Below are 14,550 nucleotides of genomic sequence, written 5' to 3'. Positions count from 1 at the left end.
ACGCAACGACAAAAGCCCCCGAAAAGCGAGCGAAACGCTTTCCGGGGGCTCTGCGAGACATTGGATGAAAATCCTGACGGGCGGGCCTATGCCCAACTGCCAACAGCGACCAACACGTTACTCGGCGTGCGCGTAATCCACCTTGGCGCGGCGAGCGGTAGCCTTCTCCCAATCGCTGGTGCCCTCAAAGACATCCTGCTTGTAGGGATTGCGGCCGAGCTTCTTGGCACGGTAGGCGATGTAGATGATCGCGGCGACGTTGGCGACCAGTGCGGCGATCGAGACCGCGGTAGCGGCGCCGGGGTCGAGCGTGGAGTGGGTCACAAAGATGGACTCCTCCTGGAAGTACGGGAACACTTGGGCAAACATGCACCAAATGGCCAGCGTAAAGGCGCGGTTCTGGATCCAGCCGCCCTTGTTCCAGATAAAGGCGGCGACGGTGGGCGCCAGCAGCAGCGCAAAGCCGCAGAACCAGGAGTGGGTGGGCAGGCAGTTGTAGGTGTAGCAGAAGTTCCAGATATCGTAGGCGATGATGTAGACCCAGGTCATGTCGGGCCACAGCATGTCGGTCTGATCCTCGGAGGCGTAGACGCTCCACCAACCGGTCATGCAGAAGATGTTGATGATACCGGCGATGCCGTTGAACACGTTGTTCCAGCCGGCCAGCTGCGTAGCACCTTCGGAGGTGACCCAGGTGGACTCGCCCAGGACAAAGAAGTGATAGGCGCTCTCGAAGTCGGATACGACGGCGATCATGATGTTGATGGCGACGATCACAAACGGCCATGCGCGGAACCAATGCGCCTTGCCGATCTTTCCCCACTGGTACTTAATGGCAATGAAGCCCCAGCAACCGGCGAGCGCCGCGTATACCTTGGCGTAGTGGAACCAGCTGTTCTGGTACACATGGGTGGGGTTGGTGAGCGCCCACTCGGCGCCCTGCGAAACGCCCACGGCGATGGCGACGCAGTAGATGGTCATGGCCAGCGGAGCCACGCCAAAGATGATTGCCGCGCCCAGCTTGGTGCGGCGGCCGACTTCGTTGAGCACGATCAGGCCAATAAAGACCATGGCCCAGCCAGCCCAGTGGATAAGGGTATCGCTACCCCAAACGTCGAACAGCATGCTGCTCTCCTTTCACACGCCCGCGGCCCCTCTTCTGATCGCGGGCAGTTTGGCCAAATGTCGTCAGTTCTGGGGCTTGCGCTCCGGATACTTGGCGGTATAGCCCTCGATGTGGAGTGTCGAGGCGATGATTTCCTTGACCGTTTCGTCGGGCACATCGGGGTGCGTGCGGATATACATCAAAAGGCCCATGATGAGGGTGTAGAACGTCTCGTAGACATGGTCGATGCGTAGCTCATGATGGGCGACAAAATCCACTACGGTGGTGTCGCAGATATACTGCGCCACGCGCTGGACCACGTTGTGCAAAAAGCCGCCGTAGAGCGCGCCGCTGCTCGAGGTAAGCGTGCTCGGCAGCTCGTGGCCGCTGGCGACCAGGCGCTTAAAGAGCGGGGCGACGGTGTCGAGCGCGCCCTCGATATCACCGACGGTGCGGTCGGCGTTCCACCGCTCGAGTTCGGAGATAAAGCCGTCGATCGCCTCGTCCATAACAGCGGTGACGGCGGCGTCCATGTCGGCGAAGTAGTGGTAGAACAATGAACGCGTGCAGCCGGCTCGCTTGGTCACGGCCGATACCGATAGGTGGGACACGCCCAGCTCGGAGCTTACGGTGCGCACGGCATCGAGGATCTCGCGACGGCGTTCGTCGCCCGTCAGGCGCTTTGCCGCGCTATCGGATGCGGGGACGGCATCGACCACAGAGGTACCTGCTGTGTTGTTGCCCATGTTTTGCCGCCTTTCATCCTCTTTTGCCTGACCGTTCGCCTAACAGTCTTGAATATTGTTGACGGTTCGTCAATACTATTTTTGACACAATGTCAACAATGGCGGGTGAACGGCATGGGGCATGCCCGGCCTGCAAAAAAAGAGGGGCGCTGCGTGCCTGCCAGGCTGCGGCAAGAGAAGGGACGACTATGATTCTCAACGGACCGGGGATTAGCTACACCGAGCCCGACATCGGTTCGGAGTTCGTGCCGCCGCTGCCGGAGCATCCGCGCGAGGCCATCGTCAAGCTGTGCGAGCACTGCACCAACCGTCTGCTGCATCGCGACGAGCTGTTGGGCTACGAGTACTGGTCGTTTGCCGAGGCCGCGACCGACGAGCAGGCCGAAGTGCTCTGCAAGATGAAGATGCGCCGTCCCTATACGCTGCCCGAGATGGCCAAGCTCACCGGCATGCCCGAGACCCAGATCGAGAAGATGCTCGACGACATGAGCTACACGGGTCTGCTCGAGTACAACTGGGAAAACCCCGAGCGCGCCAAGCAATGGGTGTTGCCCATGCTGGTGCCGGGTTCTGCCGAGTTCCTCAACATGCGCGTGAGCCAGCTCGAGGAGCACCCGGTCTATGCCAAGTTCTTTGAGCAGGCGTCCAAGGGACCGCTGTCCAAGGCCACGCCGATGGTGCCGCCCGGAGGCGCCGGCATCGGCATGCACGTCATTCCGGTCGAGAAGGCCATCGACGCCGCGAGCACCTCGGTGCCGATCGAGCATATCGAGCATTGGCTCGACAAATACGATGGCAAATATGCCGCCAGCACCTGCAGCTGCCGCGCGAGCCGTCGCGTGATGGGTGAGGGCTGCGCCGACGACCCGGCCGATTGGTGCATCGCCGTGGGCGATATGGCCGACTACGTGGTTGAGACCGATCGTGGCCATTACGTGACCCGCGACGAGGTTTACGACATCTTGCGCCAGGCCGAGGACAACGGCTTTGTGCACCAGATCACTAATATCGACGGCGAGAACAAGATCTTCGCCATCTGCAACTGTAACGTCAACGTGTGCTACGCCCTGCGCACCTCGCAGCTGTTCAACACGCCCAACCTGTCGCGCTCGGCCTATGTCGCCAAGGTCGAGAAGGACAAGTGCGTGGCCTGCGGTCGCTGCGTCGAGGTGTGTCCGGCCGGCGCCGCCAAGCTGGGCCAGAAGCTCTGCAGCAAAAAGGCCGGCGGACAGGTGCCCGAGTATCCGCGCCAGGAGCTGCCCGATGCCACCAAGTGGGACCACACCAAGTGGTCGCCCAACTACCGCAACGACAACCGCATCGAGACGCATGAGTCCGGCACCGCTCCCTGCAAGACGGCCTGCCCCGCGCACGTTGCCGTTCAGGGCTATTTGAAGCTCGCGGCTCAGGGTCGCTATGACGAGGCGCTGGCACTCATTAAGCGCGAGAACCCGCTGCCCGCTATCTGCGGCCGTGTGTGCAACCGCCGCTGCGAGGACGCCTGCACCCGCGGCCGTGTGGACGCCGCCGTGGCCATCGACGAGGTCAAGAAGTTCATCGCCCAGCGCGATCTGGATGCCGCGACCCGCTACGTCCCGCCCGTGGTGACGCCGACGCGCGCTGGCGGCTTTGATCAGAAGATCGCCATCATCGGTGCCGGTCCGGCCGGCCTGTCCTGCGCTTTCTATCTGGCCGAGAAGGGCTACAAGCCCATCGTCTTCGAGAAAAACGAGCGCCCGGGCGGCATGCTCACCTATGGCATTCCCAGCTTTAAGCTGCAGAAGGACGTCATTGAGGCCGAGGTCGAGATCATTCGCCTGATGGGTGCCGAGTTTCGCTATGGCGTGGAGGTCGGTCGTGACGTGACGCTCGACGAGCTGCGCGCGCAGGGCTTTAAGGCCTTCTACGTTGCCATTGGCTGCCAGGGCGGCCGCCTTGCCGGCATTCCGGGCGAGGATGCCGAGGACGTGACCGTGGCCGTCGACTTCCTTCGCGAGGTTAACAGCGGCAAGATCGATACCCTGTCCGGCAGCACCATTGTGGTGGGCGGCGGCAACGTGGCCATCGACGTTGCCCGCAACGCCTGCCGTCTGGGCTCTGAGCACGTTGAGATGTTCTGCCTGGAGAGCGAGGCCCAGATGCCCGCCAGCGAGGAAGAACGTCGCGAGGCCGTTGAGGACGGCGCGCACATCAGCTGCGGCTGGGGCCCCAAGGAGATTCACCTGGACGAGGCCGGTCGTGTGTGCGGTGTCACCTTCAAGCGCTGCACGCGTGTCTTTGACGACGAGGGCCGTTTTGCGCCCGAGTACGACGAGAACGACCTGCGCCGTGTCGATGCCGACCGTGTCGTCATGTCGATTGGCCAGTCCATTGTGTGGGGCGACCTGCTGGCTGGCTCCAAAGTGGAGCTCGGCCGCGGCCAGGGTGCCCTTGCCGATCCCCAGACCTACCAGACCGCCGAGCCAGACATCTTTGTGGGCGGCGACGTCTACACCGGCCCCAGCTTTGCCATCGACGCTATCGCCGCCGGCCACGAGGCCGCCGTGTCCATCCATCGCTTTGTGCAGCCGGGATCCACGCTCACTATCGGCCGCAATCAGCGCCGCTACACCGCGCTCGACCGCGACGACGTTGTGCTCGAGAGCTACGACAACGCGAGCCGCGAGGTTGCGCATGTGGACCGCGAACGCGAGAAGGCTGCGCCGTTTAGCGAGTATGTTGAGACCTTTACCGAGGAGCAGGTGCGCGCCGAGACCGCCCGCTGCCTGGGCTGCGGCGCCTCGATCGTCGACCCCAACAAGTGCATCGGCTGCGGCCTGTGCACCACCAAGTGCGCGTTTGACGCTATCCATCTGGATCGCGACCGCCCCGAGTGCTCAACGATGGTCAAATACGAGCAAAAGCTCCCAAGCCTGGGCAAGTATGCTTTAAAGCGCGCCATCAAGATCAAATTTGGTCGCAAGTAAGTAGCCATAACGGGAACGGCGGAAGAAAAAGTGCATGAATTGGGGATCGTTTACCACATCATTCGCGATGTTGAGAACGTGGCGCGCGCCAATGGCGTGAGTCGCGTTTCGAGCGTGACGTTGCTGTTGGGCGAGGTCTCGGGCGTCGTTCCCGACTTGCTGCTCGACGCTTGGCGCTGGGCTGCAGATAAAAAGCCCATCACCGAGGGCGCGGAGCTTATCGTGGAGCCCGTCGAGGCCGTGACGCATTGCGAGGTATGCGGCCGCGACTACGCGACGGTCGAGCATGGCAAGACCTGCCCCCATTGCGGTAGCGGCGAGACATACCTGCTGCAGGGCCAAGAGGTCATGATCAAGCAGATCGAGACCCCCGACGAGGATCCGGCAGACGCTGCTCCTGACGGCCTCTCCGACGCCCCCGACGCCGTCGACGCCGCCAACCCCCTCCACATCGTCTAGGATCCCCTATAAGTTGCGGTGAAATAGTTCCTAAATCCAGCCTTCTGGCTCTTAAACAAGAACTATTCCACCGCAACTATTTTGAGTGGTTTCATAGACCATAAGTCACGAAAATAGTCAAGCCATGTCTGTTTAAACAAAATAGCGGCAGTACAAGCGCATTCGCGCTTGCCTAAAATCAATATTAATGAACAGCCTGCTTGTATCTGTAAAATGCATGGCTTGATGAGCGACGCCTTGTCGTGTAATGAGTCAAAAAGCAGTAACGTAATCAACTTGTAACAAACCTAGACGTTTAAACAAATAATCCAACCTTTTGCGGATTTAGCTATAATTCCACAAACCAAACAGCTATACTCCTTTCATGTCGTGTAGGAAATACGTAGACAAAAAGGAGGTTATGTGATGGTAAGTATTGTTCTTGCTAGCCACGGGGACTTGGCAGCTGGAATCAAGCAGACGGGCTCGATGGTCTTTGGCGATCAGCCGTCTGTTGCCGTGGTCTCGCTCGAGCCGAGCATGGGCCCCGACGACTTCCGTGCCAAGGTCGAGGAAGCAGTCGCTTCCTTCGAGGACCAGGAGCAGGTGCTCTTCCTCGTTGATCTGTGGGGCGGCACGCCGTTCAACCAGATCAGCGGGCTCATCGAGGGCCACGATTCCTGGGCTATCGTCACCGGTGTCAACCTGCCTATGCTCATCGAGGCATATTCGCAGCGCTTTGACGCAAAGAACACTGCACATGCGATCGCAAAACATCTCGTGACTGAGGCTAAGGCTGGCGTGCGCGTCAAGCCCGAGTCTCTGGAGCCCGAGGAGAAGAAGCCGGCTGCAGCCGCCGCTGCTCCTGCAGGTGCCATCCCTCCGGGAACGGTCATCGGCGATGGGCACATCAAGATCGCCCACGTCCGTATCGACACCCGTCTGCTTCATGGTCAGGTGGCCACCACGTGGACCAAGCAGATCAACCCCAACCGCATCATCGTGGTTTCCGACGGCGTTGCTCACGACGAGCTCCGCAAGACCATGATCGAGCAGGCTGCCCCTCCGGGAGTCCATGCCAACGTCGTTCCCATCAAGAAGATGGCCGAGGTCGTCAAGGACACGCGTTTTGGTGACACCAAGGCCATGCTGCTCTTCGAGAACCCGCAGGATCTGCTCAAGGCCATCGAGGCCGGCGTCGACATCAAGGAAGTCAACATCGGTTCCATGGCTCACTCCAAGGGCAAGGTCGTCGTCACCAACGCCGTCGCTATGGGCGATGACGACGTTAAGACCCTCGAGGCCCTCAAGGCCAAGGGCGTCAAGTTCGAGGTCCGCAAGGTTCCTTCGGATGCCTCCGAGGATCTCGACGCCATGTTGAAGAAAGCTAAGGCCGAACTGGCCGCTCAAGCATAGTAAAGGAGGGTCCGATACATGTCTGCAATCACTATTCTGCTTGTTGCGATTGTCGCGTTGCTTGCCGGTATGGAAGGCATTCTGGATGAGTTCCAGTTCCATCAGCCGCTCGTGGCATGCACGCTTATCGGTCTCGTAACCGGTCACCTTCAGGAGGGCATCCTCCTGGGCGGTTCGCTCCAGATGATGGCCCTTGGCTGGGCTAACGTCGGCGCCGCCGTCGCGCCTGACGCCGCTCTGGCCTCGGTCGCTTCTTCGATCATCATGGTGCTCGCCCTCAACGGCGGCGCCACTGATTCGGCCAAGGCCGTTACCGCGGCCATCGCCGTCGCCGTCCCGCTGTCGGTCGCTGGTCTGTTCCTGACCATGATCTGCCGTACCATTGCTACCGCTATCGCTCACGCCATGGACGGTTGCGCCGAGAAGGGCGACTTCTCCGGCATCGAGCGCTGGCAGTACGCTGCCATCCTCATGCAGGGCCTTCGTATCGCCATCCCGGCAGTACTTCTGTGCGTTATCCCGGCCGAGGCTGTTACCAACGCGCTTAACGCTATGCCCGACTGGCTGTCCGGCGGCATGGCTGTCGGCGGCGGCATGGTCGCTTCCGTCGGTTACGCCATGGTCATCAACATGATGGCCACCAAGGAGACCTGGCCGTTCTTCGTCCTCGGCTTTGTCCTTGCTGCCATCCCTCAGCTTACGCTGATCGCCCTTGGTCTCATCGGCATCTCCCTTGCCCTCATCTACCTTGGCCTTAAGGATCTGGCCAAGCAGGGTGGCGGCATGGGCGGTGGCTCCGGCGACCCGCTCGGCGACATTCTGAACGATTACGAGTAGGAGGGGAGTGATACATATGGCAGAGAACAAGATTCAGCTCACCAAGGCTGACCGCAAGAAGGTTTGCTTCCGTCATCAGTTCCTTCAGGGCTCGTGGAACTACGAGCGTATGCAGAACGGCGGCTGGTGCTTCGCAATGATCCCTGCGATCAAGAAGCTCTACACCAGCAAGGATGACCAGATTGCCGCTCTTAAGCGCCACCTGGAGTTCTATAACACCCACCCCTATGTTTCCGCCCCCGTCATTGGCGTTACCCTCGCTCTCGAGGAGGAGCGCGCCAACGGTGCCCCGATTGACGACGTCGCCATTCAGGGAGTCAAGGTCGGTATGATGGGCCCGCTCGCCGGCGTCGGCGACCCCGTCTTCTGGTTCACCCTTCGCCCGATTCTGGGCGCTCTGGGCGCTTCCCTGGCCATGTCCGGCAGCATCGTCGGTCCGCTGCTGTTCTTCTTCGCGTGGAACATCATCCGTTACGCTTTCCTGTGGTACACGCAGGAGTTTGGCTACAAGGTCGGCTCCTCCATCGCCAAGGACCTCTCCGGTGGTCTGATGGGCAAGGTCACCGAGGGCGCTTCCATCTTGGGTATGTTCATCATCGGCGCCCTGGTCGAGCGCTGGGTGTCCATTTCCTTCACCCCGATCGTCTCCACGGTCAAGCAGTCTGCTGGCGCCTTTATCGACTGGGCTAGCCTGCCCTCCGGTTCCGAGGGTATCAAGGAAGCGCTGACGATGTACAACTCCGTCGGTGCTACCGCCCTTGATCAGATGAAGGTCACCACGCTTCAGGCCAACCTCGATCAGCTCATCCCCGGCCTTGCCGCCGTGTGCCTGACCCTGCTGGTCTGCAAGCTCCTCAAGAAGAAGGTCAGCCCGATCGTCATCATCCTGGCTCTCTTCGCCGTCGGCATCATCGGTCGCTTCTGCGGCTTCATGTAAGCACGCTTCGGCTTAAGACCGAGAATTGCTAGGCAAGGGCTTTTGAGCCATTGAAACGGACCGCACCCGGTGGGTACACTGGATGCGGTCCGATTGTTTTATTTGGAGGGCGAGGCGCGCATGGCGCAATCTCAGAACAGCACGGTCGATCTGGCAACGCCGGCAACCTGCCTGATGGGGCTTACCAGCCACGGTAACGTGATGGTGGGCAATAAGGCGTTTGAGTACTATAACGAGCGCAATCCCGAGGATTATATTCAAATCCCGTGGGACGAGGTCGACTATATTGCCGCCGAGGTTTTGCGCGGCACCAAGAAGATCACGCGTTTTGCCATCTTCACCAAGGACAACGGTCACTTTACGTTTTCGACGCGTGACGACAAAGAGACGCTTCGCGCGGTCCGCAAGTACGTCGACGAGAATAAGCTCGTGCGTTCGCCCGACTTTATCGATGTGACGGCCAAGGGCGCCAAGAGCATCCCCTCCGTTATCAAAAACCTCTTCCACAAAGGTAACTAGTCGTTGGGGAAATATTATCCCGGTTTGAGCGCCTATTCTGGGATGCAGTTTCCGGAACAGGCTCAATTGGGAAACCATATCCCGTTTCGAGCTCAAATTCCGGGTCGTAGTTTCCTAGAGAGGCCCCATCCGGAAAGCCCGTCCCAGATTTCGTCTGGATAGTGGGACACGCTTTCCGGAAGGCTGTTCCACCGTAACTTCGAAGAGTGGCTATGCGCTGCATGGCAGTGGCGCAAATCTGCTACACTAGTACAACATGCCTCCGTAGCTCAGGGGATAGAGCACCGCTCTCCTAAAGCGGGTGTCGACGGTTCGAATCCGCCCGGGGGCACCAGAGGAATATCGAGCCCGGTACCGCTACGGTGCCGGGCTCTTCTGGTCTAAGGGCAGGATTCGGACCGTCGACACCCGCGTCACCAATTTCCCCGCGGGGGGAGTTTTCGAATCCGCCCGGGGGCACCAGAGATTTGTCGAGCCCGGTACCACCACGGTGCCGGGCTCTTCTGGTTTATGCCATGTCAAAAACGAAGCGCCCGCTTGCTGGGGAAGCAAGCGGGCACCTGTGAGCGAATATGTTTGCGGCGAGAGCCGTGATGAGCGGTGGGGTGGCGACTAGTTGGTCGTACCGGAATCGTCACCCGTGCCCGAGCCAGAGCCCGAACCCGAGCCAGAAAGTGCGACCGTCAGCGTAATCGTGCTGTCGGTGGACTGCTTGCCGGTGGGGGAGACGCCCGTAACGGTGGCATCCTCGTTACCGCTCACGGGATTGCCGTTCTGGTCACAGAAGCCGATGTTATAGAAACCGGCGTTGTTGAGCGCGGTAACGGCGGCGGAAATACTCTTGCCGTACAGGTTGCCCGGGATGGTGGCCTTGCCGGACTTCTTGGCAATGACGACGGTAATCGTGGCGCCGGGCTTCTGCTTGCCGCTGGGGTTCCAGCTGATCACGGTGCCCTCGGTAACCGAGTCGTTCTCCTGGTAGCTCACGTCGACGCCAAAGCCTGCCATATCGAGGGCGTTGCGCGCCTGGGCCTCGGTCATGTCGGTCAGGTCGGGGACGGACGTGGTATCCGGGCCGCTCGAGACCTTGTACGAGATGGTCGTGCCCTTCGCGACTTCCTTACCGGCTTCGGTGCCCTGCTCAAAGACCTGGCCCTCATCGGCCTCGTTGGCCTCCTCGGAGGCGTTGCCCTTCAGGCCAACGCTTGCCAGCGCGGCCTCGGCCTGGTCCTTGGTCAGGCCGACAAGCCGGGGAACCTCAACCTTCTCGGAGGGCTTGGGACCCTTGGAGATTACCAGGTTCACCTTGGTGCCCTTGGCCTTCTTGGTGTTGCCGTTGGGCGTCTGCTCGGCGACCTTGCCCTCGTCGACATCGTCGTTGTAGCTTTGGTCGATGGTGCCGACCTCGAGGCCGGCTTCCTTGATCAGCTCGACGGCAGTCTGCTGGTCCTTGCCCAGCACATCGGGCACGGTGACCTGCTCGCCGCCAAAGAGTCCTGTGGCAAAGGCCACCACGATGCCGATGACGGCAACGGCTGCCACCACGGCGGCGATGATCTTGTTCTTGTTGGATTTGGGCTTTTCGACCTCGTAGGAGCCGGTAGAGCCCGAAACCGAGCTACGGGCGGTATTCTGGCCGCTCACGCCCGAAACGGGACGCACCATGGCGCGCGTCTGATCGGAAAGCTCGCGAGTCTTGGTGGCGCCCAGCTCACCGGGGGCACCGATGATGCGCGTGGGCTCCGAGACGTTGACGGCACGGCCCGACAGGTAGCTGTTGAGCACCTGACGCAGCTCGTCGGCGGTCTGGAAGCGGTTTGCCGGGTCTTTCTCCATGCACTTGAGGATGATGCGCTCAAGGTCGGCGTCGACACCGGAGTTGATCTGGCTCGGCGGAATAGGCAGCTCGTTGACCTGCTTGAGTGCGACCGAGATGGCGTCGTCACCGTCAAAGGGAACGCGGCCGGTGGCGCACTCGTACATCACGACGCCCAGCGAGTAGATATCCGAGGTGGGGCCGAGGTCCTGACCGCGGGTCTGCTCGGGGCTGACGTAGTGGGCGGTTCCCAGCACGTTGTTGTCTTGCGTGAGGTGGCTGTTCTTGGCACGCGCGATGCCAAAGTCCATCACCTTGATGTTGCCGTCGGGCAGCACCATGATGTTCTGCGGCTTAATGTCGCGGTGGATGATCTCGTGCTTGTGGGCGACCGAAAGCGCAGAGCTGATCTGCGAGCCGATCTGGGCGACCTTCTTGGGGTCGAGGGCGCCGTGACTCTTGATGCCGCTCTTAAGGTCGGTGCCGCGCAGGTACTCCATGACGATGTAATAGGTGTCGCCGTCCTTGCCCCAATCGTAGACGCCCACGATATAGGGGGAGGAGAGACCGGCTGCTGCCTGGGCCTCCTGCTTAAAGCGTGCGGCGAAGGTTGCGTCGCCGGCATACTGTGGCAGCATGATCTTGACGGCTACCGTGCGGTCGAGGACCTGGTCCTGTGCACGGTAGACGGTCGCCATGCCGCCCGTCCCCACCTTATCCTTGAGGAGGTATCTTCCCCCGAGGACCCTCTGTTCCATTCCTGCTCCTAACATAACTATTCGCTCAACGATGTGTGTAGTACCTACGATGTGGCCGCTGGGGCCGTGTGGCGCGTTGCCGCTAACTCTTCGGCCGCGGCGCGCCTCGGGTGTCTGATTCGATCATGGGCATCACGCTCCCTGTGCGGCAAGCGCCGCGGTCAGAACGATACCGGCGATCTTGGCGGCCTTGACGTCATGCTTGTCGAAATCCTCCAAGGCCACCGAGATGGCGACCGTGGGTGAATCGTAAGGTGCAAAGCCAACGAACATAGAGTTGACGTTGGTGCCGCCGGTCTCGGCCGAGCCGGTCTTGCCGGCGACCTTGACGCCGGGGATCTGGGCATCGGTGCCGGTGCCGGACTGGACGACGGCAAGCATGGCCTGCTTGACCTGGTCGGCCGTGGCGGAGCTGACGGCCTGCCCCAGCGAGCGGGACTGCGTGGTCTTGACCACGGTTCCGTCCGGGGCAAGTACCTGGGCTACAAAGTACGGGTCCATGACCACGCCACTGTTGGCGATGGCGGCGGCAATCACGGCGTTTTGCATGACGGTGGTCTGCGGGCCGGGCGTGTGGTCCATGCCGACAGGCTGGCCGGCGCCGGCCCAGGCGGTCTCCCACTCGGTCATGAGCGACGGGTCGGCCATGATGGAGGCCGCGGAGGTCAGGTCCTGGCCGAGCTTTTGGCCGTAGCCAAAGGCGTTGGCAAACTGTACGAGCGTGTTTGCGCCAACTTCGTTTGCCACCTGACCGAAGACGACGTTGGAGGACACGGCAAAGGCCTGCTGCAGGCTGATGGTGCCGTAGCTCTCGTTGGCATAGTTGGTGACCGGTGCGTTGCCGATGTCCATGGAGCCGGGCGCCTGGTAGGTGCTGGTAAGGCTGGCGGTACCGGTCTCGAGTGCCGCGGAAAGCGTAACGACCTTAAACGTTGAGCCCGGCGTGTACAGCGCGTCCATGGCGCGATTGTACATGGAGCCGTCCTCGCCGCCGCCCGCCTGCAGCAGGGCGTCGATGTTGGTGTTGTCGTAGGTGGGCGAGCTGGCACATGCGAGCACCGCGCCGGTACGCGGGTCGATGACCACTACAGCGCCCTTAAAGCCCTTGAGCGCCTGCTCAGCAGCCGTCTGGATGCGCGAGTCGATGGTGAGCTTGGCGGTGTTGCCCGGCTGGGTCTGGCCCGCGAGCGACGCGATGGCGTTGTTCCAGCTGGAGTAATCCTTAGAGCCGGTGAGCGTGTCGTTCATGACGCTCTCGATGGCGGTGGTGCCATACTGCTGGCTCACGTAGCCAACCACGTGCGCTGCCAGGTTACCGTTGGGGTAGGAGCGTACGTAGGTGCCGTCCTCCTGCTGCAGCGACTCGGCCAGCGTCACGCCGTCGGACGTGATGATGGAGCCGCGCTGGATGTACTTGGAGCGGGCGATGGTGTGGTTGTTGGTCGGCATGTCCTGATAGTCCTTGGCCTTGATGACCTGGACATAGGTGAGGTTGCCGATAAGGATGGCGAACAGCGCCGTAAAGGCGAGCACCGCGCGGGTTAGACGGTTGGCGAGCGCAACGCGGCCGAGCACACCGGATTCAGGCGTGTCGAGCAGGCGACGGCGCATGCGCGAGCCGACGGAATGGCTGCCGCTGCCGTAGGAAGACGAGGTGGCAAAGCGCGTGCCCGTCGGGGCGGCGGCAGATGCGGCCTGATCATCGGTGATGGCGGCCATGGTGCCGGTGCCGGTAAGCTCGGCCTCGCGTCCGGTCGCCTCGTCACCGGCGCGCAGCAGGAGCGCGACGATGATAAAGCTCGCCAGCAGCGAGGAGCCGCCCTGGCTCATAAAGGGCAGGGTGACGCCGGTCAGCGGGATCAGGCGGGTAACGCCGCCAACGATCAAAAAGGCCTGGAAGCTGATGGCTGCCGTAAGACCGGTGGCGCTAAAGGCGGCAAGGTCGGACTTTGCGCGGGCAGCTGTGGTGAGGCCACGCACGGCAAAGAGCATAAACAGGATGAGCACGGCGCCGCCGCCCAAAAGACCCATCTCCTCGCCGATGGCCGAGAAGATAAAATCGGACTCGACGACGGGGATGTTGTTGGCCATGCCGTTGCCGATGCCAACACCGACCAGACCGCCATCGGCAAGCGAGAAGAGCGACTGGACGATCTGGTAGCCCTGGCCCTGAGCGTCCTTAAACGGATCGACCCAAACCTGGAAACGCACCTGAACGTGCGACAGGAACTTGTAGGCGCCCACGGCTCCGACGGCTAAGAGCGCAAGGCCGATAACGACATACGAAAAGCGCCCCGTGGCAACGTAGAGCATCAGCAAGAAGATGGTGTAGAACAGCACGGCCGAACCCAGGTCGCGTTCGAAGACGACGACGAGCAGGCACACACCCCACACGGCAAACAGCGGCAGCAGCAGTCGCAGACGAGGGATCTTAAAGCCCAGGATCTTGCGGTTGGAGATGGAGAGCAGCTCGCGGTTCTCGGCTAGGTAGCCGGCCAGGAACAGGACGATAAAGACCTTGGCGAACTCGCCGGGCTGGATGGTAAAGCCCGCGATGCGAATCCACAGCTTGGAGCCCGAGATCGTGGTGCCGATAAAGATGGGCAGCATCAGCAGGATGATGCCGATAATGCCAAAGGTGTACTTGTAGCGCATGACCACGTCGAGGTTTTTGACCAGTGCAAGCGTTCCCACCATGAGCGCCACCGAGACAAACAGGATGATGAGCTGTGAGATGGCGAGAGCGGGGGCGAGACGCGTCACGAACGTGATGCCGATGCCCGAAAGTATAAATACGATGGGTAGGATGGCGGGGTCGGCGCCGGGCGCCAAGATGCGCACGGCGATATGTGCCGCGGCGAAGGCGGCAAAGAGGCCGATCGGTACGGCGAGCGTCTCAAAGGAGATGGCAGCGCCCGCGGTGAGGACGTACATCGCATACAGCAGGATGACGGGGAACGCCGAGGCGATGAGCAAGAGCAGCTCGGTGTTGCGGCGACTCATAAGCGGCAC

The 14,550-nt window shown here is 61.3% G+C and carries 10 protein-coding genes and 1 tRNA gene; 7 read left to right on the top strand and 4 right to left on the bottom strand.

The window, feature by feature from the left end:
• Positions 1 to 117: 117 nt before the first annotated feature.
• Positions 118 to 1,125 (bottom strand): DUF5692 family protein, encoded by a 1,008-nt coding sequence (locus AAAX72_RS04470; protein ID WP_118205874.1) that lies wholly within the window; start codon positions 1,123 to 1,125, stop codon positions 118 to 120.
• A 63-nt stretch (positions 1,126 to 1,188) separates the two neighbouring features.
• The gene (locus AAAX72_RS04465; protein WP_138340865.1) at positions 1,189 to 1,851 is read right to left on the bottom strand and encodes a TetR/AcrR family transcriptional regulator; all 663 of its coding nucleotides are present in this window, start codon (positions 1,849 to 1,851) and stop codon (positions 1,189 to 1,191) included.
• A gap of 188 nt (positions 1,852 to 2,039) precedes the next feature.
• Here AAAX72_RS04465 and AAAX72_RS04460 point away from each other — a divergent pair, with 188 nt between their 5' ends.
• The 7 genes from AAAX72_RS04460 to AAAX72_RS04430 all read left to right on the top strand — a co-directional run bounded on the left by AAAX72_RS04460 (position 2,040) and on the right by AAAX72_RS04430 (position 9,298).
• On the top strand, positions 2,040 to 4,817 hold the full coding sequence (locus AAAX72_RS04460) for an FAD-dependent oxidoreductase (protein WP_349091070.1): 2,778 nt from the start codon (positions 2,040 to 2,042) through the stop codon (positions 4,815 to 4,817).
• 30 nt (positions 4,818 to 4,847) lie between these two features.
• Positions 4,848 to 5,276 carry a hydrogenase maturation nickel metallochaperone HypA gene (locus tag AAAX72_RS04455; protein WP_349091071.1) on the top strand — a complete coding sequence of 143 codons (429 nt, stop codon included), beginning with the start codon at positions 4,848 to 4,850 and terminating at the stop codon, positions 5,274 to 5,276.
• Between the two features lie 405 nt (positions 5,277 to 5,681).
• A complete protein-coding gene (locus tag AAAX72_RS04450; RefSeq protein ID WP_195246705.1) occupies positions 5,682 to 6,671 on the top strand; it encodes a PTS sugar transporter subunit IIB in 990 nt (329 codons plus the stop codon).
• Between the two features lie 18 nt (positions 6,672 to 6,689).
• Positions 6,690 to 7,508, top strand: coding sequence for a PTS mannose/fructose/sorbose transporter subunit IIC (locus tag AAAX72_RS04445; protein ID WP_148332484.1), 819 nt, complete (start codon positions 6,690 to 6,692; stop codon positions 7,506 to 7,508).
• A gap of 16 nt (positions 7,509 to 7,524) precedes the next feature.
• Positions 7,525 to 8,445 carry a PTS system mannose/fructose/sorbose family transporter subunit IID gene (locus tag AAAX72_RS04440; RefSeq protein ID WP_055310058.1) on the top strand — a complete coding sequence of 307 codons (921 nt, stop codon included), beginning with the start codon at positions 7,525 to 7,527 and terminating at the stop codon, positions 8,443 to 8,445.
• A gap of 120 nt (positions 8,446 to 8,565) precedes the next feature.
• Positions 8,566 to 8,964 (top strand): DUF956 family protein, encoded by a 399-nt coding sequence (locus AAAX72_RS04435; RefSeq protein WP_195919107.1) that lies wholly within the window; start codon positions 8,566 to 8,568, stop codon positions 8,962 to 8,964.
• Positions 8,965 to 9,222: 258 nt separating this feature from the next.
• A tRNA-Arg gene (locus tag AAAX72_RS04430) sits at positions 9,223 to 9,298 on the top strand.
• A gap of 278 nt (positions 9,299 to 9,576) precedes the next feature.
• Here the strand turns inward: AAAX72_RS04430 and pknB are convergent.
• Together pknB and AAAX72_RS04420 are read right to left on the bottom strand one after the other, a co-directional pair.
• Positions 9,577 to 11,538, bottom strand: a complete 1,962-nt coding sequence (pknB, locus tag AAAX72_RS04425) for a Stk1 family PASTA domain-containing Ser/Thr kinase (protein ID WP_349129251.1) — start codon at positions 11,536 to 11,538, stop codon at positions 9,577 to 9,579.
• 132 nt (positions 11,539 to 11,670) lie between these two features.
• The gene (locus AAAX72_RS04420) at positions 11,671 to 14,541 is read right to left on the bottom strand and encodes an FtsW/RodA/SpoVE family cell cycle protein (protein WP_349129250.1); all 2,871 of its coding nucleotides are present in this window, start codon (positions 14,539 to 14,541) and stop codon (positions 11,671 to 11,673) included.
• Positions 14,542 to 14,550 lie beyond the last annotated feature (9 nt).

Source organism: Collinsella sp. CLA-ER-H8 (assembly GCF_040092335.1).
Taxonomy (GTDB): Bacteria; Actinomycetota; Coriobacteriia; order Coriobacteriales; family Coriobacteriaceae; genus Collinsella.
This window is presented reverse-complemented; position numbering and strand designations above follow the sequence as displayed.